The following is a 24,543-nucleotide window of genomic DNA, read 5'->3' on the forward strand; positions in this document are numbered from 1 at the left end:
TTAGAACCCAATATTCAGACCAACCTGATATGATTTGGTATTAGGGAGTGTACTGTGGTCCACCCCACGGTCGAACGAAGAGTTCGAGCTACCCGAGCTTACTTCTGGATCGTAACCACTGTATTTGGTGAAGGTCACCAGGTTCCGGCCAGTAAATACGATCTGAGCTTTATTGAGATACGGTAATTTGACAACTTTGGCCAGATCGAAGGCAAGCGAGATGTTACGAAGCCGTACGAACGAGGCATCTTCTACGAAGAAATCTTTGGTGGCGTTGTTACCAGCGCCCCGTGTGCTGCCCCACAGGTTGTAATAGGCACTTGACCAATAAGCAGGGAAAGCACCCGTTTTGCCATCGATGGTAACCTGTTTCGAAAAGTCCCCACTGATGCCATCCCGATACATCCATTCTTTGGTTTGGTTATACAAATGGCTGCCATATACCCAGTCGAACTGGAAGTTTAACGTCAGGAAGTTTTTGAAACTTACACCATTGATAAACGACATGTTAAACTTTGGATTCGGGTTCATCAGCGGATAGGTTTCATCCGTAAACTGAATCTGGTAATCCGACTTTTTCACGACACGACCATCAACAATGGTGTAGTTATTCCGATCGGCTTCGCTGATGTACTTTGTTCCGTCATGGCGGGTATAGTCGAGGCTAGTTAACGCCTTATAGCCATATACCTGGCCAATTGGCTGACCTGGAGTTAATACCAATGCTGTGCTACCTGCATTTGAGGTTAAGATAATGTCGGCACCACCGGAAATGGCATCAATTTTAGAAATCTGATGACCAAAGTTCGTCGTGAAGTCCCATTTCAGACCTGGCGATTTATATACAGGAATGGTTAACGAGAACTGAACCCCGTTGGACGACATATTGATCGCGTTTGTCAACTGACCCGTTGAACCAAGGGAAGGTGGTACGCTAACCGTGTAAATTACGTTTTCGCTCGTACGCTTCCAGTAAGTGAAAGCACCTGAAATCGAGTTCAGCCACGCGCGGTTCGAGTTGCCACCAATGGTGAAATCAGTACCAATTTCCAGTTCTTTCGACACCTCTACCTGTAAGTTGGCATTCTTGGTGGTGGTTGGAACTGTATAAACCAGACCTGGTCCCAGGTTTTGCTGACTCAACACAGGGTAACGGTCAAATGCCGTTGGCTGAATACCCGCTTCACCATAAGCAGCTCTCAGTTTGAAGTACGATAGCGTATTCGATATAGGGCTGTTTTTGAAGAACGATAATGGAGCAATATGGCCATCAAAGTGCGGGAATGTGAACGGTGTAGAACCGCCACCAAACGCTGAAGACCAGTCACTACGGAAACCGGCCGTAACACCGCCGTAATCACCAAAATCTACTTTCTGGTTGATCAGATAACCATACGTGATAAAGGGAGTTACGATGTCATTCGCTACTGCCTGCGATGACGTTGCTGCAATATTGTACGGTGGCGCTGTACTTAAACCCAAACCATACGTATCATATTGCGTAGACTTGTTTTTTCGATAGTCAAACGAAATCTGGGTGCTGGTTTGAATAGGCACTTTCAAATGGAAATCGTCCTGGAAGTCCGTTCGGATGTAGGCCGTTCCCAGAAAGTTCTGGAACGTGTTGTTGTACTGATAATTGTCGATTTCTCCTTTATTATCTGGCGCATAATTAGACGCCCAAGACTGATAATATTCCGAGCTGGTATTCTGAGACTGGTTGAAATAAGTCCAACGAGCCGTTTCGTTCCGGTAGTTGATACCATATTTCGCATCCAGTTCGACAAATTTGTTGACTTTGTAGTTTGCGTTGAAGTTCTGAACAACATCGATTTTGTTGTTGATCGCATCGGTATAGGTCGCCTGATAAAAGGGGTTCCCCGCGTTGACGCTCAGGAAGTCGGCAGTTGGATAAACCGGATACGTACCATCGGCTAGTTTGCGAGTCAGATCGAAGAAAGGCGATGTATTTAAAAAGGTATAAACCGAACCAACATTACCATTACCACCATTAAATGGTGAATAAATAGCTCCCAGACCTGGCTTCATCGTATTTTTGGTATAAACCAGCTGGGTAGTCGACCGAATTGTAAAGCCTTTGAATAGCTCAGTACCTACGTTAGCCGAGAGGTTGCTTCTGTCGATATAGCCGTTTTGCTTCGTAAGGATAGGCGAAGTCGTATGGTTATTCGCAGCCGCTATATTGAAGTCACTTTTTTCGGAAGCGCCCGAAATATTGATGGTATTGTTTGTTGTGGCTCCCGTATTAAATACTTGTTTGAAGTGATCGTAGTATTTCAGATTTCCATTATAGGGGGTATTGGCATCGTTGCGGATATCCTGAATGGCATAACGAGTAGCGCCCCCATATTTATACGAAATACCAGTAATGGCGCCGTATTCAGTATAGTCTAATACCTTCCCATTTACATCGACAATGTTTCCACTGGCATCGGTCAGATAGGGGTGCAATTCGGCTTTGTGTACATTACCGGTATTTAGGAATTCGTTGGCCGAATAGCTGGATGAAAAATTAACTGCCGTACGGCCTTTTTTACCCTTTTTGGTAAATACCTGAATTACGCCGTTTGCTCCCTGCGCACCATAAATAGAAGCCGAAGCCGCTCCCTGAACAACCTCTACCCGATCAATATTGCTCAAATCGAGCGAGTTAATGTCGGTCGAAGCCACCTGTACGCCGTCAACCATGATGAGGGGCTTTGTACCGCCCTGTACACTGTTGATACCACGAAGCAGAATGTTGACGGGGTCGCCGGGGTTACCGCTGGTTGATGAAATTTGTGCGCCCGGAATTTTACCAATTAAGGCCTGATCAATAGAGGCTGTTGGCGTTTGGGGCAGATCTTTCGATGAAACTGATTCTACCGCAATCCCTAACTTCGCCTTGCTGGTAGCTACCCCGCTACCGGTTACAACAACTTCGGTAAGTAGGCGTGAATCGGAGACTAAGCTGACGTTTACTTCGGATTCATTACCGAGTTTAATTTCCTGAGTTACGGTGCCTACAAAGCTAAATATCAGTGTAGTGCCTTTGGCGGGAACGGAGAGGTCATAAATACCACCTGCATCGGTTGATGCTCCTTTACTAGTACCCTTTACGATAACCGATACGCCTGGTAAAGGAGATCCATCTTCTGCCGACGTTACTTTGCCGATTATCCTCCGTTCCTGGGCCCAAGCAGTTGTCCAGAGTGAGCATGCTAACAGCATACCCACTAATAGAGATTTCATCATAAGTTGTTAGTTGTTAAGTTAAGAAAAATGCTACTTTTTTCTAAAGCTACAGAATAATGAAAAGACAGTATGTGTTTTCATCAAATTTTAATCTGCTAGTCATTAATTCTATTCAAATGAATGTTTTCGGAATATTATTTTGCTTATATTGAATTATACACTTTTTATGGATTGCCTTGAATTACTTACAAATTATCTACTTTATACTATATTGTAGGTATTTGTGCTTATAGGTGAGCATCAGTATTAAAATAATACAAGTATTTTCTGAATCACCGTTTAGTACTGATCAAGCTTAATTCTTACAGAAAAGCATTTTGGTCCCTTGGGCCTGAGTAAAATGGCTTAGTTTGAAGCAGAAAAACGTAGCCATAAAAAAAGAGCGCGGATGTCCGCGCTCTTAACAAGTGATGGAGTCGTTCATTTTGGTTTTTCTTCCGCTTTAGGCTTAAGCGTGCCTCGTGCAATAAGTTCGGGCTTCGATTTTGGGGTCGAGAAGCGTAGTAACATAGCCGTCGGGAACGATGATTTGGGCGGCCTGGTGATGACCAACTGGTAAGAACGGGTGCCAATAACCAGATTAGAATAAGCCATTGTAGGGCTTGAGTCCTGTAGTATTCCCCAATTGGCAATCGGTTCCTTAGTTAATAGCGTCTCGTCTTCCTCCGATAGAGCTGCTAATGCCGTATCAGGCTGGAAATGTTTTCCGCTAACACTTTCAATCACCGAAATAACAGCTGGTGGCGTAGGTGGTGCGGGCTGGGTCTGGGCAGTTGCTACTCTTCCAAGAAGCAGCAATGATAATAGGCCAATTAGCTTTTTCATAACATGAGTATGGAGTGGTTCTACAATAACTAAACCACGTCAAACTCATAACTGTTTCGCACCAACGATCTGACCGTTGTCAATTCGCTGTACATACACCAGCACAGCAGTTTGATCGGCAGGTAAGCCGGCAGGCAACGTGAGCGTCGTGTTACCCGATGTTTTGGCTTCGTCAATGCTTTTAAATTCTCGAACAACGTTCATATTAACTAAGGTGCGGCCACCGTTTTCGCCGTTCTTTACCGCTGTATGGGCTTCTTTCTGGACTAAGGCCACGTTTACCCGATACGGTCCTGAGGAAGATAGACTGTAAGAGACGTTTACCTGCTTTGCATCGCGACGAACACTGCCATCTACGCCCACAAAGTCGGAAGCCGATTGTTTCTGAATCGTTTGGATTGCCTGTTCAATTTGCCCGCGTTGCCCACCAACTACCTGCTGTCGCCCATTGATTACTAATTGAGGGGTATAGATTTGAGAATTCAGCGATTTGTCGTACTGGCGTTGGCGATCGGTAAATTGTTTGGCACTAAATGGGTCTTGCCAACCCAGGCGATTCCAGTAGTCGACATGAAACGACAACCCGTAGACTGTTTGGCCAGAACGGGCCGCCTGCTGGGTTATATCCTGCAACGCTTTGTCGGCAGGTGGGCAGCTCGAACAACCCTGCGAGGTGAATAATTCCAGCACCACAACAGGCTGGGCTACCGGTTTTGTTGGTGTGTCGGCAGGTCGTGATGCCGTTATGACGAACGTAGTTAGGAGAATGAGTATGTAGTTCATGATAGGCCGCAGATTTAAATGGGATGAATTTCAGTAAAACGATAAAAATCATACTGCATCTTAATCGTTATAAAAGTCAGCTGGTCCGCCAGTGTGGTTCCATCCATTTATAAACCTACATAATAATCATAGCCGCGCTCAGCCCAGAAATCGCGTGGGCGTTCGTCGGAGAAGAACATCCGACCAATGCGTTTCAGGTTTTTAACGCCGTACTTGACTGGAATAATCAAACGAAGTGGAGCGCCGTGGGGAGCTGTAATAGGTTGTCCGTTTAATTCATACGCTAATAGCGTCTGAGGGTGCATGGCACTTTCTATATCGATGCCCACGTAATAGCCTTTATCGGGGGTTTCCAGACCAATGTATTTATAAAAATCGGCTGGATTGTCGGGATTTGGGCCATTACCACTTTTGGTGCCGAGCTTATACGTAGCCAAAAAATCAGACAAGCGGGCTCCTCCCCAGTGTTGCACCTGACTCCAACCCTCAATGCACTTGAACTCATACACCATTTCATGTTTGGGCAGCGCTTTAATGGCATCAATAGGTAGCATAAGCGGTTGGCCTGACCCTGATGGATGGTCGATCTGCAATTGCCAGTCATCAGGAATGGGGCTTTTCAGACCATCATAGCCATTGACGCGCGCTTTTTTTGCCGCTTCACTTACCGAAAATGTAGGCACTAAATGCGTATTGCTAAAATAGGTTCTGGCAACTTGTTCGTTGGCCTCCAGCACCTTTCGGAGGGGTCGTTTAATGCCCTGAGCACCGGGACTTTTGGTGATCCATTCATAAACACCAAACGGCACGGCACTGGCCAGCGCAAACCAGCCAAACGATTTGATCAATTGCCGACGTGCGACCGATTCGGGAATTTCACTTTCTGGAAGTTGAGGTTCTTTAGGCTGACTCATGATAGGGCAGGAGTAGGGCTTGGTACTGGTTCGATCGGCTGTGGGTCAATAGGTTGGCTATCTTGTGGCTCCGGCTTGTGGGGAGGTTCAGCACCCCGTGGCTTGATTACCTCAAATCCCGTTACCATCGACTGGAAGTTTTGCCAGCCAGCTCGAATGACTTGACCGATATGGATAAAGAAAAACAATACGTAGCCTAGTGTAAGAATGAAGTGTTCAAGTCGGGCAGCTTTATAGCCTCCCAGTAAGCTCGTTAACCATGAAAATTGGGTGGGTTTGTAGATGGCAAATCCCGTTAATACCGAACCAACTCCCATGAGCATAATCGAAAAGTAAGCAATCTTCTGGGCGCCATTGTATTTGATAAAAGGCGGTTGTGTCTTACGAAGGCCCAAATCGTAAAGCGTTACCTGAATCGCTTCCCGAAACGAGTGACGGTTAGGGACCAGATGACGCCACTCGCCCGAGATGAACGTGTAGCTAACATAGCACAGACCATTGAGCATGAATAACCACATAAACACCCAGTGCCAGGCCATTCCTTCGGCTAGTCGGCGAGGAACATTGAGGAATTTGTAGAAACCGTCAGGAAAAAACGAGACCAGCGTATAATCGCCAATCTGAATTTTATAAGGATCATAGGCCCAATAAATCAGCAATCCGCTCCAGATCATAACGAACAGAACCGGAAAGTTGATCCAGTGAAACCACCGGATAGCCAAAGGATGCTTGTGAACGATTTGTTTCATGTAGTGAGATTACTGAGTGTTAAAAGGGGGAAGCGTTGTACTGGTGAAATAACGAAGAACTAGGTGTATTAGATTGCTGATTCCGGTTTTGTTTGGGGGATGTTCTTAGTTCAGTACTCAATTACAGGTGTTTACATAAAAAAGTCAGAGCGTATTTTCAGCGGCTGCTTTTAACAACTTACCCGACAGGCGCTCCTTAAAATTAGGATTAATGTATTCAAATTTAATAACGCCCTGTTGGTTGAGCAGAAAAACGGCCGGTACAGGCAGTAGCTTTTCGGTGTTTTTGCCATTACTGCCTTTCTCCAGTGTTGCATCGTAGGCGGCATGGGCTTTAAAGGCCAGACCAAAAGCTTTGGCCACGGTTACGTCAGCATCGGAGAGAAGCGTGTACTTGAGTTGATTTTTGTCGAGAGTGTTCTTTAGGTTTTCGGGACTATCGGTGCTGATGGCAATGAGTTGGTAGCCCATTCTTTCCAGATCAGGTTCGAGCATACGGAGCTCGGCTAATTGACGGCTGCAATAAGGGCACCAACCGCCCCGGTAAAACACCAGAATGGTTGGTTTTTCCGCAACTTTATTGAGTAATGAAATCGGTTTACCATCAAGCGATTTTGGATGAGTATCTGGAATGGTTTCCCCAATTAAGAGAGGGCTGATATCTTCCGGCTTTTGTGGAATATCGATGCTCGTTGTAAACGCAAATAACAACGAAATCAGGCTGATAGAAAGAATACGGTTCATGATAGCTGTACGATTGATAGCTGAACGAAGCTGGATTATCCGTTTTATAGCAGCTAGTTAACTGACACAAAACTGAGGTCTTTTTTGTCGCCTTACCATAGCCGTACTGCCCATTCTGTTATCAATCCTTCCCGAAAGCCGTAAGTGCTTCTTTAAATTCCGATGGTGGATAGCCTGTTTGCTTCTTGAAAAAACGGCTGAAGTGCGACACCTCCTCAAAGCCTAAAGCAAACGCCACTTCTTTAGTTGACTGATCAGTATATAAAAGTAATCGCCTGGCTTCCAGTATAATGCGGGCGTGGATAATCTGGAGTGGACTCCGGTGATTGTAAAGTGCAAACAGATTAGAAAGGGTTTTAGGCGATTTGTTTAGCAGGTTGGCATATTCGCTTACAGTATGGAGTTTTCGATAATTGATTTCGACCAATAAATTGAATCGTCGGACAAGGTCGAGATCTTTTTGGGTTAAGGCTTTATCGATGTGTTGATCTTTGGCTAAGCGAGTTAGTTTGATAATTAGACGCTTAAGTAGCATGCGTAACATCTCTCCCTGAATAGTATCGTGTGTCGAGAATTCATCGTAAAAGACCGTCAACAATGCTTCGAACTTACGTTGCTCCAACGTATCTATATCTAGAAAAAGGGGCGTTTTTATGCCATAAAACAACAAGCCAGCGCAGGAAACTTCCTGGTCATGATCGATGATACAGTAAAATTCCCGGTCAAATTGCCAGGCCACAATCGTTTCGGGTCGCTCAAACGAGAAAGACTGATTAAAAACGAGAGGTACGATCGATTGATTCGGAAACAGATAGGTACTGTTGTCAATGATAATTGACTGATCGGGGCCTGTGTTCCAGGCCATTGTCAACAGTCGGCTATAATTCGCCTGCGCGAACTGACGTTCGAAATTTGATTCATGGCAAGTTAAATTTAGAACACCCTTGGTTTTAGGATCACAATAAGAGTAGAGCATATAGAGGTGTATCGGTATGGCCCGACTATTTTTTTGCCATAAATAATAACCGTTTACTAATTGGTCTTTAGAGGCAAATTGCCTTCGCCTGTTTTTGAAAAGCTTTTACTGGCTTATAGTAAGCAGCTTAACTAATCAATTACTAATGAGAGCTTAATTGATCTAGCCATGAATGTACATTTTATTGCATTGATCGTTGGCTTTCTTATCCATTCTGCCGGATAATATAGTACTATCGGTATCCGGATAGGGCAGCCCTTGATACCAAGATTTTTCGGCGATAGGCATAAAATCCTAACTTGCCAAAAAACTTATTATGTCTCTCCAAACCCTCGATACTGGCCTTTTTAAACTTGATGGTGGCGCGATGTTTGGCGTTGTTCCGAAACCGCTCTGGCAAAGACTCAACCCGGCCGATGAACAAAATCGCTGTACCTGGGCCATGCGATGCCTATTATATGAGCAAGGTGACCGGCTCTTGTTAGTCGATACAGGTATTGGCAATAAACAGGATGCTAAATTCTTTGGGCACTATGATCTTCATGGCGATGCCAGTTTGCTCGACTCTATTCATAAAGCAGGTTATTCAGAAGCCGACATTACCGATGTGCTTCTCACCCACCTGCACTTCGATCACGTGGGAGGAGCCGTCCGGCGGGATGGGGAACAGTTAACGCCCGTTTTTCAGAACGCAGTTTACTGGACACACCCCGCACACTGGAAATGGGCAACCAACCCGAATCCGCGCGAAAAAGCGTCGTTTCTTCGCGAAAATATTATGCCTTTGCAAGAAAGCGGACAATTGACTTTTCTAGAAGAAAACCCATTCCCGTTTACGGATGTCGATCTACATTATGTAGATGGGCATACGGAGAAAATGGCTTTACCACTGTTTCGGATCAATGGCCGGACAGTGGCCTACATGGCCGATTTGATTCCCTCGTCGGCCCATATTCCATTGCCGTATGTTATGAGTTATGATGTCCGCCCGCTGCTGACGATGGATGAAAAAACGCAATTGCTTCAGCAGGCGGCCCAGGAAAACTGGATTCTGGTTTTTGAGCACGACCCTACAATTGAAGCGGCCACGGTTGAGTTAACAGAACGAGGGGCTCGAATCAAAGAGAGCGGAAAATTAAAGGAGTTGCTGTAGCGCAGGTTTCCACCCGCGTAGCCAAAGGCTAAGTTGTAGAGCAAAGAAAGTTAAGTGGCTATGCGGACAGGATGTCCACGCTACAAAGTCAATAAGCTTAGACGTATGAAAATTGGTTTGGTATTATCGGGTGGGGGAGCACGTGGAATTGCGCACCTAGGTGTTATAAAAGCGTTGCAGGAAATGGGTATCGGGTTCGACCAGATTGTTGGAACCAGCGCTGGGGCTATTGTTGGCGCACTAATTTCGCAAGGCTACACGCCCGACGAAAGTCTGAAAATTATTGAATCATCATCGTTTATGCGCCACCTGCGCCCAGCCTGGAATCGCATGGGGCTTCTACGGATCGATACGGCTAGTGAACTCTATAAAAAATATATCCCACACGATTCTTTTGAGGGGTTAAAGATTCCATTGCATGTTGTGGCCGTTGATCTGAATGCCGGTGAGCAGGTGGTGTTCGAAAAAGGGGAGCTTATTCGGCCCATTTTGGCGTCGTGTTGCCTGCCAGGAATTTTTGAGCCTCTCCTTATTAATAAGCGTCAGTTTGTAGACGGGGGTGTTCTGAATAATTTGCCCGTTGAGGTAATTGAAGATAAAGTAGACTTCCTGATCGGCTCACATTGCAATCCGTTTGGCATGACCAAACCCATACGCTCCATGCGCGGGGTAATTGAACGAAGTATCATTCTGGCCGTTCAGACAAAAACAAGAGCCAAATTTTCGCGTTGTGATGTGCTTCTGGAACCTGCTGAGCTAGCAAACTATAGCCCTGCCGATGTTAAAAAAGCCCGCGAATTGTTTCGTATAGGCTATCAATACACCCGATCAATGGCTGCTGATATTGAAAAATCCCTTAATCGGTCAGCGGCAGAGCATCATTAAGTATCTCTTCCTTATAATCGTATATAAATCTAGAGTATATACGCATCTTTTAACCTATCTGCCAAGCACCGTAGGTGCGACCTGTTAATAGAAAAATAGACTTATTCCAATCCTTAAGCGCCGTAGGTGCGACCTATTTTTTATTTAGGTCGCACCTACGGCGCTTAAGGCTGATTGTATGGTACGAGAACTATTGACAGGTTACTCCTAACGGGGCTACTCCGCTGGCATCAGGGATGTTTGTACACGATTATAGCCATTATAGTTCTACTCTTAGTTCCGAAATATCTCCACTTCACTCTGCTCTGAATTAGTTAGCCTAACCTGCTCCTGAATAGTGCTTATTGACTAGTCGACGGATTAATACGAGATTAAATTTAACTAAATGGACCTACTATAGTTCGCCACAAACGGCAAGCAACTCACCAAATAAGCCCAGAGAATTTATAGATAAACGAAAAGCTTTAATTACCTAAAGGTAAATAATGAAATGTGGCTTAGAATCAGCTATATACTGTAGTAAGTATTACTCATCGTTATTGCTCGTAGGTAATTATATGCGTTTTTTAAAAATTAAGTATATTCTGCAACTATAATTAAAAGACGAAAAAATTGTATTCGGAATAATATTCTAAATATAGGCTTAAAGGCGAATTTATGTTGGTTAAATGGTGTGAATGAAAAAATATTTGTATTGAATATTTTTGATACTACTTTTGCGTGTAGTTACATTTTACTTGACCTAACTAAAAACGTAAATGAGTAGAATTCTATTGGTGAGTTTCCTGTTGGTAAGCTCAATCTGGTCCACGGCGTGGGCGCAGGAACGCAGAATCGTTGGCAAGGTGACGTCAGCGGAAGATGGTTCGCCCTTGCCGGGTGTTTCGGTTGTTGTTAAAGGGACAACCAAAGGTGCAAACACCGATGCAGGTGGGGTTTATTCTATTTCAGTCCCGAGTGCCAAAGGGACTATTCTGGTATTTAGCTTCGTAGGGGTTACAACCCAGGAAATTAAAGTCGGTGGCGAGTCGGAAGTGAATGTGAGCTTAGTATCAGACTCTCGTCAACTTTCCGAAGTTGTTGTAACGGGGGTTGGGGTAGCTACCTCAAAAGCTAAGTTGGGTATTGCGGTAGAGTCGGTTTCATCAAAAGACCTCCCGCCAGCGCCAACGGCTTCTATCGACCAGGCTTTGGTGGGTAAGATCGCTGGGGCACAGATCGTGAGTGCCAACGGTACACCGGGTTCGAAAGCAAACATTCTGCTTCGTGGTATTAACACTATTAACCGTGGTACGGCTCCTATTATTCTGATGGATGGCGTTCAAGTGGGTTCTACCGATTTGAACAGCCTTGATTTGAATACGATTGACCGCGTTGAGGTTATTCAGGGTGCGGCTGCTGGTACACTGTATGGTGCTCAGGGTGCCAATGGGGTAATTCAGTTGTTCAGTAAAAAAGGTAAAGATGGCCCCGCTCGCATTAGTTTCAGTAACTCGTACGCGACCAACTCGTACATCAATGCGGGTGGTGTAGCACAGGCCGACAAACACGCGTTCGTAACCGATGCCAGCAACAATGTTATTGGCGTATCGGGTAAGCCGCTTACTTTCGATCAGGCGACCAGTACCTGGAGTGAAAACGTTCAGTATAATGCATTGGACGTGAACAGCACAGCTAGCAAAGCATACGATCAGAATCTGAAGTTCTACGATTACTACAAAATGTTTTTCCAAGCTTCCGAAACGATCAATAACTCGCTCAACATCTCAGGCGGAAGCTCAAAAGCCGATTATAGCATTACTGCTTCGAACAGCTACCAAACTACGATCCTGAAAAACAATGGTGCGTATGATCGGAGTAACCTGGTAAGCAATATCGGGATGACGCTGGCTAAGAACTTGACGCTACGTAGCATTAGCCAGTTAGTCTATACCCAAAACACGATCAATACCTATGACCGGGCTGTATGGTACGACATTAACAATACTCGTCCATTCAACAACTACGATTATGTAGATCCAGATGGAAATTATGCCGCCTATTATGGTAGCGCTTCGGGTGTAAACGGCTACAATCCTAATTATCGCCTACAGTATCGGAACCATAAGGATAACAAAATAGACGTTATTCAGAGCCTTGAATTGGACTATAAGCCCATCAAGTACCTGGATTTGAACGCCCGTTATGGCTTGAACTACACGCAGGAAACAGACCGATATTCGTATGGCAACCAGACGTTGAACCGGAATATCATTGCCAACGGAGCGGGTTATGCTACCTCGCTGAATGCCAGCGATGCCAAAGGGGAAGTATCTAACTACGAATACAAAACGACGTTCCAGAATTTCCTGGCTAGTGCGTTTATCAAGACCGATTTCCAGGAAGACTTCAAACTGAATGTACCAATCCGGACATCAACGCAGATTTCGTTCGATTATCGGAAAAACAATTATACCGAGTTTGATGCCTATGCGCTTGGCGTGCCTACCTACACACCATACACTGCTGCCCAGGGAAGTACCTACCGGATTATCGCTGATAATACGACACCGTTCGTAACTTACGGATACCTGATCAACCAGCACATCGAATATGGTGAACTGTTGGGGGTTACGGGTGGTTTTCGCTCCGATTATTCGTCAGCTTTCGGTCGTGGTTCAACGCCATTTACGTTCCCGCATGCTGATGGTTATGTTCGTCCTTCGTCGCTTTCGTTCTGGCAGAATAGCGCACTGGGTACCTATGTACCTGAATTCAAACTGCGCGCTGCTTATGGCGAAGCCGGTATTCAGCCTAAGCCATTCGACCGTTATGTAACGCTGGGTACCCGTACATTTGGTGCCAACAACGTATTCTATAACACGGTTACGCAAAGTAACCCGGATTTGGGGGTAGAGGTATCGAAAGAAATTGAACTGGGTACCGACTTCTCGGTGAAAGGTGGTAACGGCGATTGGCTCAAGAAACTGAACTTCTCGTTCAGCTACTGGAAGCGCTCGACGGATAACGCTATCTTCAACGTAAACTCAGCGCCAACGAGTGGTATTGGTACGGTTAAAGACAATGCCTTCTCGCTGTCGTCGAATGGTACACAGTTCTCATTGAACGCTACCGTATATCGTGGTAAAAGCTTCACCTGGAACTTGACGACTAACTTCGGCCATCAATCATCCCAGATCGATGCTGTAAAAGGAAATCAGCAGATTGTTGTAACGTCAAGTGCGGGTAGCACTAACTACGTTTTGAAAGCAGGACAGAAAATCGGTCAGTTGTTTGGTTATGTAGCCATTCACAGCCTCGATCAGGTTCTGCCCGACGGAACGGCTGCTATTGCGGAAAGTGCCAAGGGTAACTACGAAGTAGCCAGCAACGGATTCGTGGTGAACAAAACGACTAAACAGCCGCTCTTCAGCTCAGCTCAATACAGCTTTGGCGATCCAAACCCAACGTTTGTTTCGTCGTTCATCAACGATGTTTCGTTCCGCGACATCGTAACCCTGAACTTCCAGTTCGACTGGACATCAGGAAGCCACTTGTATAACCAAACCAAAGAGTGGATGTATCGCGATGGTATTCACAAGGACTACGTGAATCCGATCACCATCAATGGCGCAACGGGTGCATGGACCGCTTTCTATCGGGGTGTTTATCAGGCTGGTGCCAACAACGGCACAAAAGATTACTTCTACGAAGACGCTTCCTTTGTTCGCCTGCGTAACGTAGCCCTGGGTATCGAGCTAACGAAACTGATCAAGTTGCCAATGAACCGCCTGCAAGTTGTGTTTAGTGGTCGTAACCTGTTGACATTCACTAAGTATACGGGATTCGATCCTGAGATCAATTCAGGCCAGACAACGGGCTCGAATTTAGCTAGTGGCGGTGGCGAAAACTCTGCATGGGATCGGGGTACAGATCACAATACAACTCCGAACAACCGTTCCTATCAGGTATCCCTCAACTTTGGTTTCTAATTTTTTACCAGCAAGAACAACTTCATGAAACGATATATAATAAGAACAACAGTTCTGTCCTTCGCTCTGGTTAGTTTACTGGGAGCCTGTAAGGAACAACTGGATGTCAAAAATCCGAACCAACCCACGCCATCCAGCGCGTCTACAGAAACTGGCGTAATTGCACTGGCTCAGGGTAGTGTTTACATTAATGGATTCCGGGATGGTATCAAATACAGTGACGGTATCCCCGGTTATTTCTGGACCGGTGCCGTTGGGTTCCACGAATTAATGGCCGACGTAGTGGGCGAAGAAGCCGCTAACGTGTATGGTAACCAGATTGGTATGCCAGACGCCGTTACGCTGGATGATGGCTCGAAAGTTCTGAACCCAAGCTCGATTAATACACAGATTGCGCTGATCCGTACAATCAACACGAATGCCAATGCGGGTGCCAACCCACTGTTTTACGAGTGGGGGTACATGTACAACCTGAACAATTCGATGAATAACGTAATTGATATTACGAATTCAACGACGTTCACCAATGATGCTTCTGGCGCTAAAAAGAATACGATTTTGGCCTGGGCTTACTGGTGGAAAGGCTTCGCCTATTCGCGGATTGGCTCGATGTATTATGCAGGTATTATCAATGACAAAACGGGTGCTACCAATGCAAACTACGTAGCGAAAGAGAAAATCATTGACGAAGCAACGAAGAACCTCGATAAGGCAGCTGCGCTGTTAACCACGATTGGTTCCGATGCAAATTATATACCGACACTTACCTCATTGATCCCAACGTTCAATCAGGTGGGCAAAGGTCTTCCGCCAACAACCGATATGTGGAAACGGAGCATCAATACGCTCAAAGCCCGCAACATTTTGGTTAATACTACAGCCGCTACGATGACGGCAGCGCAGTGGGGACAGATACTGACATTGACCAACGATGGCGTAAAATCGACGGACAATATCTTCACCGGCCGCTCGACCGACAACGCCGATTTCATCTCGGCTGTCAATGGTAGCATGGCTGCCAAATCGACGGGTACGCCAGGTACTGTTACCTATAAAATTAGCGAGCGCCTGATTCAGGATTTCCCGACAGGCGACAAACGGTTGACGAATAACTTTACCCAACTGGCGGCTCCTGCGCTGTTCAACTCCGACCGAGGTAACTCGTTTAACACCCGTTGGCAGTTAGTGAGTGGTGGTAAAGGTCAGTCTGGTGTGGTTGTGTTAAGCAACCTGAACGTGGGCGCTTACGAGCTAACCCTGGCCAGCACGTATGAAGAAAACGAATTGATGAAGGCCGAAGCGAAAATCTATACCGGCGATATTGCTGGCGGTTTGACCTCAATTGATGCCGTTCGTACATTCCAGGGCGCCGGTTTGGCTACCTTAAGCGGGTTGGATCTGGCTGGAGCGAAAGAAGAACTGCGCAAAGAGCGTCGGGTGGGTCTGGTTTTCCGTGGCCTATCGTTCTACGATGCCCGTCGTTGGGAAGTAATTACCAAAGGTCGGACAGGGGCTGTTGTTGTTGATAAAGCGGGTAAGGTTAACACCAATGCCACGATCACCTACAATTTCCTTGATTATTGGGATGTCCCCGACAACGAATTAGCTTATAATCCTGCCGCTTCGGGAAGTGCTCCAGTGAAGAATCCAAAGTAAGTTAATAGAGAATAAATGCTAGCGTCCAAGGCTCCCTGCTTTTAGCGGGGAGCCTTTTTTTAGTGTAAATGCCTGACGATTAACTGGCTTGATTGAATTTGTGATACACCGTGCATCGGATGGCGAACAAATGGCGTATAGGTGATGGGTAATAATTTGCTGAAAAGTCAGAACAAGGGCTTATTTCAATTGCATTACGTTGAAGAACCATTGAAAAAAGAACCCCAAAGGCAGGATTCGCCAATCAGTGGATTTATACGATGTGGATATATTTTTCGTTTGAAAAAATAGTAGTTTGCAACAGCTAATCAGTATCTTGTTTTCCCGTTAAGATTGTCTCAACCTTAAATGCTTTTACTTGGAGTATAACCTATACATGAGAAAATTTTATAGTATTCTCTGGTCAGCTCTCCTGATTATGTTGCCCGGCTATCTATTGGCTCAGGGGCAGCGTATAACCGGTAGAGTTACATCTGCCCAAGATGGGCAGACCTTACCGGGCGTAAACATTGTTGTAAAGGGGACAACAAATGGAGTTAGCACCGATGCAAATGGGAATTACAGCATCGTTGTACCTACTGGCAACGCTACGCTGGTGCTGAGCTCTATTGGGCTTAATACGCAGGAAGTAGCAGTAGGCAACCGGTCTGTGGTGAACGTTGTCATGCAGGAAGCCCTGAATGAATTGAGTCAAGTTGTTGTAACCGGTTACAACACAACTCAACGCAAAGACATTACCGGCTCAATCGCATCTATTTCTTCCGAAAAATTCAAAGACATTCCCGTAACTAGTCTTGATCAGGCGCTACAGGGCCAGGCAGCTGGTGTGCAGGTAACACAGTCGTCGGGTACGCCTGGTGGTGGGATTTCGGTCCGGGTTCGGGGTAACACTTCCATCTCGGCTTCTAACCGGCCCTTATACATTGTCGACGGTGTGCAGGTGCAAAGCGGGGCTTTATCGTCAACAGACGGTTATGGTGGGCAGAACGATAATGCTTTAGCCCTGCTGAATCCCAACGATATCGAGTCAATACAAGTGTTGAAAGATGCCTCCGCCAAGGCCATTTACGGGTCACGGGCGGCCAATGGGGTTGTATTGATTACAACAAAGCGGGGGAAAGCTAATCAGAAAACGATCATTACAGCAGAAGCACAACGGGGTACAACCGAGTTGGTTAAACGCCCGAGCCTGTTGAATTCGACACAGTTGCTGGAGTTACAACGCGAAGCTGTTATCAACGCTGGTGAAGATCCGGATAAGCAGGGATTAATTAAAGGCGTTACCGATGGCGTCAATACAAACTGGCTGGACATGGTATTGCGGAAAGGAATTTATCAGCAATATCAGGTTTCGGCACAGGGGGGGAATGAGCGTACTCGCTTTTATCTAAGTGGTAACTATCGGGATGAGGAAGGCGTTTTGCTGAATAACCGATTTAGCCGAATGAGTGGCACCATGTCCATCGATCATAATGCCACCTCAAAATTGTCATTCGGTACAAACGTAACTATCTCGAGAGCTGTCAACCACCGAGTAGGGGGCGACAATTTTCTGGATGGCGTTTATTCGGGGGCTACCCGAAGCTTACCGTATTATTCTCCGTATAATGAGCAGGGTCAGTTATATGGCCCATCTGACGCCAACTATCCTGGATTTCCTAATTTTAACCCGGTGGGGGAGGCTGTTTTGCCCCGGCAACAAGTCTTGACAACAAAAATGTTGGGTGGCGTTTATATTCAGTACGAGTTTCTGCCTAACCTACGCTTTCGCTCGAAAGCCAATGTTGATTACAACAGCATTATTGAGGACATTTATTTTCCTACGGGTACAGCTACAGGAGGATACTCGACTAATATAGGGCAACAGGGTTATGGTGAGTATGACACCCGACTGGTAGCTAACTTTACAAGCACCAATACATTAACCTACAATACGCTTATTAACGAGAAGCATCGCATCAGCGCACTGGGTGGTGTAGAAATAATCAAGCGGACCAATCGGGGTGGATCGGTAATCGGGAAATACTTCCCAAGTAATGATTTTACCTATATTACTTCGGCTGGGGTTGTCAATGAGGGAAGCTCTACATTGGTGTTCAGTGGCCTTTTTTCTGGTTTTGGCGAGGTTAAATATGATTACAAAGAGAAGTACTTAGTCTCGGTAACTGGCCGATATGATGGATCTTCGCGCTTCGGGCCTAATAAGCAGTTTGGATTCTTCCCTTCAGGCTCCGTGGCCTGGCGGATCTCAGAAGAAGAATTCTTGTCGAAAACGGGTTTCCTGAATGATTTAAAGCTGAGGGCTAGTTACGGTTTTACCGGAAACGAACAAATTGGCGACTTTAAATTCCTGGGAACCTGGGGAGCAACTACCTACAGCGGCTCATCAGGGTTAGGGCCAACGGCGCTGCCAAACCCGAACTTACAATGGGAGCGGACTCGGGAAGCCAACATTGGTCTTGACGCGTCTTTCTTCAACGGGCGATTAAGTGCTACGCTTGATGTCTATGACAACCTCACCGATCGGCTTTTATTTAACCAGCCAATTCCGCTAACATCGGGCTTCAGTACGGTACAGGGTAATATTGGTAAGATTTCAAACCGAGGTATTGAGCTGACCATCAACACGGTCAATATCAACAGCAATGGCCTTCGCTGGAGTACAGACCTGAACTTGTCTCGTAATGAGAACAAAGTACTGGAATTAGCCACAACGGAGCCGATTTATGCGGGCTATCAGGCCAGTGGCGCTACGGCAACAAACGTGGTATTGCCAGGTCAGCCTCTTGGTACATTCTGGGGATTAAAATTCCTGGGAGTTGATCCCGCTACGGGCAATGCCATTTATGAAGATAAGAATGGCGATGGACGGATTACGCCCGATGATGCGCAGGTAATTGGCAATGCACAGCCAAAACTCTTTGGCGGTTTTACGAACCGGGTATCGTACAAAGGGTTTGATTTGAGTATTTTCTTTCAGTTTTCGTATGGTAACCATGTGATGAACCTCACGAAACAAACATCAGTCAATACGGGAGCATCCCTTGGGTTTAATCAAAGTACCGATGCGCTGAAACGATGGCAGAAAGAAGGCGATATTACCAGCGTACCTCGCTATATATCTGGAAATACCTATAACAACTATCTGAGCAGTCGATTTGTAGAAGATGGTTCGTACCTGCGCCTGAAAAATATAACCTTAGGGTATACCCTGGATAAAAAATGGACGAGTCGGGTAAAATTAGCCAGTGTGCGAGCGTTTGTGTCTGCTACCAACCTCTGGACGTATACGAAATACTCGGGCCCAGATCCAGAGCTTAGTACCCTGGACGGATCAACAACTGCTCAAGGTATCGACTTTAATACCTTGCCTCAGGTGAAAAATATGACTGCCGGTTTATCCGTAACGTTTTAATTACTCTGTTCCCGAAATCGAAGTCGGAAGCATTCTTTATTTCAGCAACAATGAGGTCTTATATAATCTGCTTCATATTTACACTAACCATTCTAACTTCCTGTCAGGATGTGTTACAGCCTACGCCTACGGATATTCGGATCGACGATCTGACATTGAAGACGGCGGCCGACGCGCCATTGGTTCGGATTGGTTTGTACAGTGCGTTTCGTGCGATGACATCATCCGTTGTGATTGCCGGTGATTTTACGGCCGATAATATCAAACACAACGGCACATTTACATCCTATCAGGAGTTCGGTACAAAACAAATTACCTCAACGAACTCTGACGTGCAGACATTCTGGGGAGGGGTATACAGAACCAATTATGTCGCCAATTTTATTCTGGAACGATTGCCCAATGTAACGGGTATAACGTCAGATAGCCGAAAAACCTTAACCGCCGAAGCGCGTTTCTTGCGTGGGCTGGCCAACTTTTACGGCGTTTATACCTTTGGCGATATTCCGCTGGTAACCACCACCAATCAGGCGACAAATCAAAATATTGCCCGCTCGCCTAAAGCGACTGTTTTGGCCGCTGTTCTGGCCGACTATACGGCTGCGCTGGCCGATTTGCCTGATGATTCATCGACTGGAGCCGCTTATTTGTCAAAACGAGTCGTTCAGGCTGCGTTGGCTCGGTATTACCTCTATCAAAAAAACTGGGCACAGGCAGAAAGTTACGCAACACTTCTGATCAGTTCGGGTAAATTTACGTTAGTGCCAGACTATACGAGCATCGTCAATGTGAATTTTACGGCTGAGTCGATCTTTGAAGTTGGTTATACGCAGAACGACGATCCGGCTACACTAAATACTTTATTTGTCAGCCGTCGGGAAGTTATTCCATCCGATCAGATTGTCATTGCCTTAAATTCTACAGAATCGGGTACCCGTGTTGCCACTATTGCCTTCGATGTGACAAAGCAGCAAGGGAATGACAATGGCTGGACGGTGAAAAAATATGGGACAGCTATTGAAGGCAACGCTAATATCGTTGTGTTTCGTCTGGCTGAAATGTACCTGATTCGGGCGGAAGCGCGGGCCCAGCAAGGAAAATTGACCGGTACAGCCGGAGCCATCGCCGACTTGACTGTGCTACGAACACGAGCGAAGGGCGTTGCGGTAACAGCTGCGGCACAGGCCGATGTACTGCTGGCTGTTGAGCGGGAGCGTTGGTATGAATTAGCGTTTGAAGGGCACCGCTGGTATGATCTGGTACGTACAGGCCGGGCACAGGCTGTGATGTCGGCGTTTTCGCCCAACTGGAATAGCCGCTACGAGTTATGGCCAATCCCACAGGCCGAAATTTTACGTAACCCTGCCTTGCAGGGTTCTCAAAATCCAGGATATTAATTCGTAAAGCGTTTTACTAATTATGAGATACTATAAACTAAGCGGGTTAATTGGAATGGTTGTGCTTCTTGGCATAGTTCTGCTCGCCTGTGAGAAGAGTGACATCGATCGTACATTCGAAGGACCCTATTTTGTGCGTTTTACAGATACGACACTGACCTATAAGGAAAGCTATAGCAAGCCTATTGCCATTGAAGTACACAACGTGGGGCCGCAGTTGGACCAGCCGATTACGATTAGTTATACCGTGAACGGAACTGCTCGCGAAGGCAAGGAATATACCATTGTGGGCACCAAAGGCACTGTTGTGATACCTGCCAAATCGAGCAAAGGCAATATTATGGTGCAGCTGATCAATAATGCGAATAACATTTTAGAATCGACTTCGCTGACTTTTGTGTTGACAGGTGTTCAGCCAAACACGTTGCAGGTTGGCTTTGGAAAGGAGAATATCATCGGGAAAGCATTAACGCTGACTATTCAGGACGACTGTCTGCTGGGTGGGTCTTATACGGGTAGTGGCCGTGTAGGAACAAAGACTTATGCTACATCTGATATTGGCATTACCAGTACTGATTGTAAGCAATATTTGTTAAGTAACTGGAATGTAGGCCTGATTAATTTGGTGGTTGTAGGGAATAGCACCTTGTTTGGGTTTAATGCTGAGCATCCTACACTGACGTTTATCGATAATGGCGATAATTCGCTTACCGTACCATCGCAAGCTAACGCTTCACTTGGAACCAACGGGGCTCTTAGTGGTACAGGGGCCTGGAACCCTCGTAACCGCCAAATTACGTTGAATCTTCAGGCTAAAGTTCGTATTGCCATGATTCGAGACACGGTTACAACGTATCGGGATACAACGCTTTTATTTACCCAGACCTACACGCCACAATAGCCACATTAACTTGTTAATTCCATGCGACAGTTTATACGTTTATTGCTAATTCCGGGTGTTGTTGGATGGCTTCTGGGAGGATGTTCTGAAAAATTAGAACCTAAGCCGCTTACTTATTCGCAACTGCTGACCGGAACGGATAAAAAGACCTGGAAAATGGTGTCTCTTCAGGTTATTGATGACGGTCAGGCATCTGGAGTGATACCCGTTGCGCAAACAGGTATCGATCCTTGTATTTATGACGATCTGCTAACGTTTTATGCCGATGCTGAGCATAAGTTTGAAGCGAGTGAAGGAGCGACCAAGTGTAGTGCTAGTGATCCGGACATTTACGTGACCGATACCTGGACGCTCGTTAATGCGAATGCTACTTTACAGTTTTACATACCAGTTTTGAATGGTATATATCCTTGGACAATAAAAAATTTGACCTCAACCGTGTTGACGGTCCAATATTATTTCCCGGATATTAATGCCAGCTATCAGTTCACATTCAATTCGGTTACTACCAAATAGGCGTATGTTCCGACGTTTACTCTACGTTTTTTTATGCGTTCTGTTGAGCCAGACGCTGCACGCTCAAACGCCTATTAAACGGGCTGAGCAGTGTGCTACTATGGAAATGGATAGCCTGTTGCGGGTTAAATATCCCCAATTAGGAACACTCAATCAATTTGAGCAGGCATTGCAGCAAAAAATGCTTGAGTTCAAAAAACAGCTGGCCAATGGCCGGGCTCCAGCGGCTACCGTCATTACCATTCCGGTGGTTATACACGTTGTACACAATGGTGAGACGGTTGGCTCGGGTCGTAATATCAGCCTCGCTCAAGTACAATCGCAACTGGCTGTGCTGAATGAAGATTATCGTCGGAAGGCGGGTACGCGTGGGTTCAACGACAATCCGGTTGGAGCCGATATTGAGATTGAATTCTGTCCAGCGGTAGTTAATCCACAAGGCCAGCCTATGGCGGAACCAGGTATCGATCGATACAATGGTGGCCGGGCCAACTGGACCCAGAACGATATCGATGGCGTATTGAAACCCAGCACCTACTGGAATCCCGATAAATATTACAACATCTGGGTGGTCGATATCAGCGACCCATCGATAAACGGGCAGTTGTTAGGCTATGCCCAATTTCCAACGCAGTCGGGTCTGGCCGGTATTCCATCCGATGGCCCTGCCAGTACGGATGGCGTCGTGATCTATTATAAAGCCTTTGGGAGTTCGGAAAAAGGTACTTTCCCGGTACTCCAATCCCCTTATAATTTAGGGCGTACCTTAAGCCACGAAACGGGGCACTGGCTGGGGCTCCGCCATATTTGGGGAGATACCAACTGTGGCGATGATTTTTGTGCCGATACGCCACCTCAGGCTTCGGCCAGTAGCGGCTGTCAGGTTGGACGGGTAAGTTGTGGTGCTACGAACATGGTGCAGAACTACATGGATTATTCGAACGATGCCTGTTTCAACATCTTCACCCTCAATCAAAAAGATCGTATCCGGGCGGTTATGGCCATTAGCCCTCGTCGTCTAAGTCTATTATCATCCAATGTTTGCGGAACGCAGGTAGCCACGAAACCAACTCCGAATTTCCGGGTAGATAATCAGCAGGTCTTGTTGGGTGGTCAGCTCAAGTTTACCGATTTGTCGGACGGATTTCCTACTAGTTGGAGCTGGACATTTGAAGGAGGAACCCCCGCAACATCGACTGATCAAAACCCAACAGTTACGTATAATCAACCGGGTAAATTCAAAGTAACTTTGGTCACATCGAATGCGCTTGGAACCTCAGACCCATTGGTTCGTACCGAATACATTGAAGTGCTAAATTCGGGACTTTGTACGGACATAACCAACTTCAATGGCACGCCTACCGTATTGCGGGAAACCAACGGGACTGGTTACGTATCCGGGCAGAATAGCCATAAAAGTCAGGCTGTTTCTGAGTTTTTTGCCAATAAGCTGAGTTACACGAATCTGGCAGGAGCAACGCTCAAATTTGGCGTTGCCAAAGCTGCGAAAGGGACATCGACAGAATCTATTGTGACGGTAACAGTCTGGAACGGACGCGGTTTCCAGGGTGGTCCTGGCGCTATTCTGGGACAGAAAGATGTACCGTTAAAGGATATTCTGGCCGATGTGGCTGCTAACCGGGCTACTTCGGTTACGTTCGATAAGAACGTTCCGGTGAGCGGCTTGCCTTTCCATATTGGTATTTTAATTCCCTACGCATCGGGCGATACCGTTGCACTGGTTACTACTGCTAATGGGCAATCGCTGGATGCAACTTCCTGGCGGCAAAATAGCCAGGGGAACTGGCTTCGTTACGCCGATAGTTTGGGTTTGAACGTGGCGCATAATATTGCTGGTCGCGTTGGTCAGAAACTGTCGGTACAGGTCGCGTCATCGTCCGTCTTTATCAACCCTGGCCAGACTGTAACCTTAAATGCCCGTGGAGCCAGTATTTTCACCTGGACAGGTACGGGTCTCAACTCGACGCTGGGCGCACAGGTCGTAGCTTCTCCAACGCAAACTACTTCCTATACCGTAACGGGCTCGGGAACGGATTTGTGTAGCACATCGGCAGTAATCACGGTCAATGTCAGAACGGGCACTGTAACCGCCACAACACCGCTGGCGGAACAGGCCTTGCAGGTTAACCCAAACCCCAGCGATGGGCAGATGAACATATCGTTCAGCAGTGCGTTACGGGGAGCTTTAGTGTTAGGCATTCGTACAGTAACAGGTTCAGAATTAGTTCGACAAAACCACCAGAAAACCACCGACACCTTCGAGCAAACTATAGACCTCAGGACCGCGCCACCCGGTGTGTATTTTGTTGAGATTAGTATAGGGGAACAGGTATTCCGAAAACGAGTGGTGAAGCAGTAAAAGCAAGGGGCGGATTTCAGAAT

At 46.3% G+C, this 24,543-nt stretch carries 16 protein-coding genes; 9 read left to right on the top strand and 7 right to left on the bottom strand.

Going from position 1 to position 24,543, the window contains the following annotated elements:
* From H3H32_RS00200 to H3H32_RS00230, 7 genes are all read right to left on the bottom strand, one after another.
* Positions 1–3,255 carry a SusC/RagA family TonB-linked outer membrane protein gene (locus H3H32_RS00200; protein WP_182460686.1) on the bottom strand — a complete coding sequence of 1,085 codons (3,255 nt, stop codon included), beginning with the start codon at positions 3,253–3,255 and terminating at the stop codon, positions 1–3.
* A 420-nt stretch (positions 3,256–3,675) separates the two neighbouring features.
* Positions 3,676–4,080, bottom strand: a complete 405-nt coding sequence (locus tag H3H32_RS00205) for a hypothetical protein (protein WP_182460687.1) — start codon at positions 4,078–4,080, stop codon at positions 3,676–3,678.
* A gap of 45 nt (positions 4,081–4,125) precedes the next feature.
* The gene (locus H3H32_RS00210; RefSeq protein WP_182460688.1) at positions 4,126–4,863 is read right to left on the bottom strand and encodes a DUF1223 domain-containing protein; all 738 of its coding nucleotides are present in this window, start codon (positions 4,861–4,863) and stop codon (positions 4,126–4,128) included.
* 107 nt (positions 4,864–4,970) lie between these two features.
* Positions 4,971–5,777 carry a molybdopterin-dependent oxidoreductase gene (locus H3H32_RS00215; RefSeq protein WP_182460689.1) on the bottom strand — a complete coding sequence of 269 codons (807 nt, stop codon included), beginning with the start codon at positions 5,775–5,777 and terminating at the stop codon, positions 4,971–4,973.
* Positions 5,774–6,526 (bottom strand): cytochrome b/b6 domain-containing protein, encoded by a 753-nt coding sequence (locus H3H32_RS00220; protein WP_182460690.1) that lies wholly within the window; start codon positions 6,524–6,526, stop codon positions 5,774–5,776. Before H3H32_RS00220 ends, H3H32_RS00215 begins: the two co-directional genes overlap by 4 nt.
* Positions 6,527–6,670: 144 nt before the next feature.
* Positions 6,671–7,270: a peroxiredoxin-like family protein gene (locus H3H32_RS00225; protein ID WP_182460691.1), complete on the bottom strand. Its 600-nt coding sequence runs from the start codon at positions 7,268–7,270 to the stop codon at positions 6,671–6,673.
* Between the two features lie 121 nt (positions 7,271–7,391).
* Positions 7,392–8,246 carry an AraC family transcriptional regulator gene (locus tag H3H32_RS00230; protein ID WP_182460692.1) on the bottom strand — a complete coding sequence of 285 codons (855 nt, stop codon included), beginning with the start codon at positions 8,244–8,246 and terminating at the stop codon, positions 7,392–7,394.
* A 316-nt stretch (positions 8,247–8,562) separates the two neighbouring features.
* Between H3H32_RS00230 and H3H32_RS00235 the strand changes: the two genes are divergently transcribed.
* From H3H32_RS00235 to H3H32_RS00275, 9 genes are all read left to right on the top strand, one after another.
* The gene (locus H3H32_RS00235; RefSeq protein ID WP_182460693.1) at positions 8,563–9,399 is read left to right on the top strand and encodes an MBL fold metallo-hydrolase; all 837 of its coding nucleotides are present in this window, start codon (positions 8,563–8,565) and stop codon (positions 9,397–9,399) included.
* 105 nt (positions 9,400–9,504) lie between these two features.
* Positions 9,505–10,284 (top strand): patatin-like phospholipase family protein, encoded by a 780-nt coding sequence (locus tag H3H32_RS00240; RefSeq protein ID WP_182460694.1) that lies wholly within the window; start codon positions 9,505–9,507, stop codon positions 10,282–10,284.
* Positions 10,285–11,042: 758 nt separating this feature from the next.
* On the top strand, positions 11,043–14,255 hold the full coding sequence (locus tag H3H32_RS00245; RefSeq protein WP_182460695.1) for a SusC/RagA family TonB-linked outer membrane protein: 3,213 nt from the start codon (positions 11,043–11,045) through the stop codon (positions 14,253–14,255).
* Positions 14,256–14,279: 24 nt separating this feature from the next.
* On the top strand, positions 14,280–15,911 hold the full coding sequence (locus tag H3H32_RS00250) for a RagB/SusD family nutrient uptake outer membrane protein (protein WP_182460696.1): 1,632 nt from the start codon (positions 14,280–14,282) through the stop codon (positions 15,909–15,911).
* Positions 15,912–16,287: 376 nt separating this feature from the next.
* On the top strand, positions 16,288–19,326 hold the full coding sequence (locus tag H3H32_RS00255; RefSeq protein WP_182460697.1) for a SusC/RagA family TonB-linked outer membrane protein: 3,039 nt from the start codon (positions 16,288–16,290) through the stop codon (positions 19,324–19,326).
* A gap of 50 nt (positions 19,327–19,376) precedes the next feature.
* Positions 19,377–20,723, top strand: coding sequence for a RagB/SusD family nutrient uptake outer membrane protein (locus H3H32_RS00260; protein WP_182460698.1), 1,347 nt, complete (start codon positions 19,377–19,379; stop codon positions 20,721–20,723).
* 22 nt (positions 20,724–20,745) lie between these two features.
* Complete coding sequence (locus tag H3H32_RS00265) at positions 20,746–21,624, top strand: Calx-beta domain-containing protein (RefSeq protein ID WP_182460699.1); 879 nt, start codon at positions 20,746–20,748, stop codon at positions 21,622–21,624.
* A gap of 21 nt (positions 21,625–21,645) precedes the next feature.
* Positions 21,646–22,140 carry a hypothetical protein gene (locus H3H32_RS00270; RefSeq protein ID WP_182460700.1) on the top strand — a complete coding sequence of 165 codons (495 nt, stop codon included), beginning with the start codon at positions 21,646–21,648 and terminating at the stop codon, positions 22,138–22,140.
* Positions 22,141–22,144: 4 nt separating this feature from the next.
* Positions 22,145–24,520, top strand: coding sequence for a M43 family zinc metalloprotease (locus tag H3H32_RS00275; protein WP_182460701.1), 2,376 nt, complete (start codon positions 22,145–22,147; stop codon positions 24,518–24,520).
* Positions 24,521–24,543 lie beyond the last annotated feature (23 nt).

This window comes from Spirosoma foliorum, assembly GCF_014117325.1.
Classification (GTDB): domain Bacteria; phylum Bacteroidota; class Bacteroidia; order Cytophagales; family Spirosomataceae; genus Spirosoma; species Spirosoma foliorum.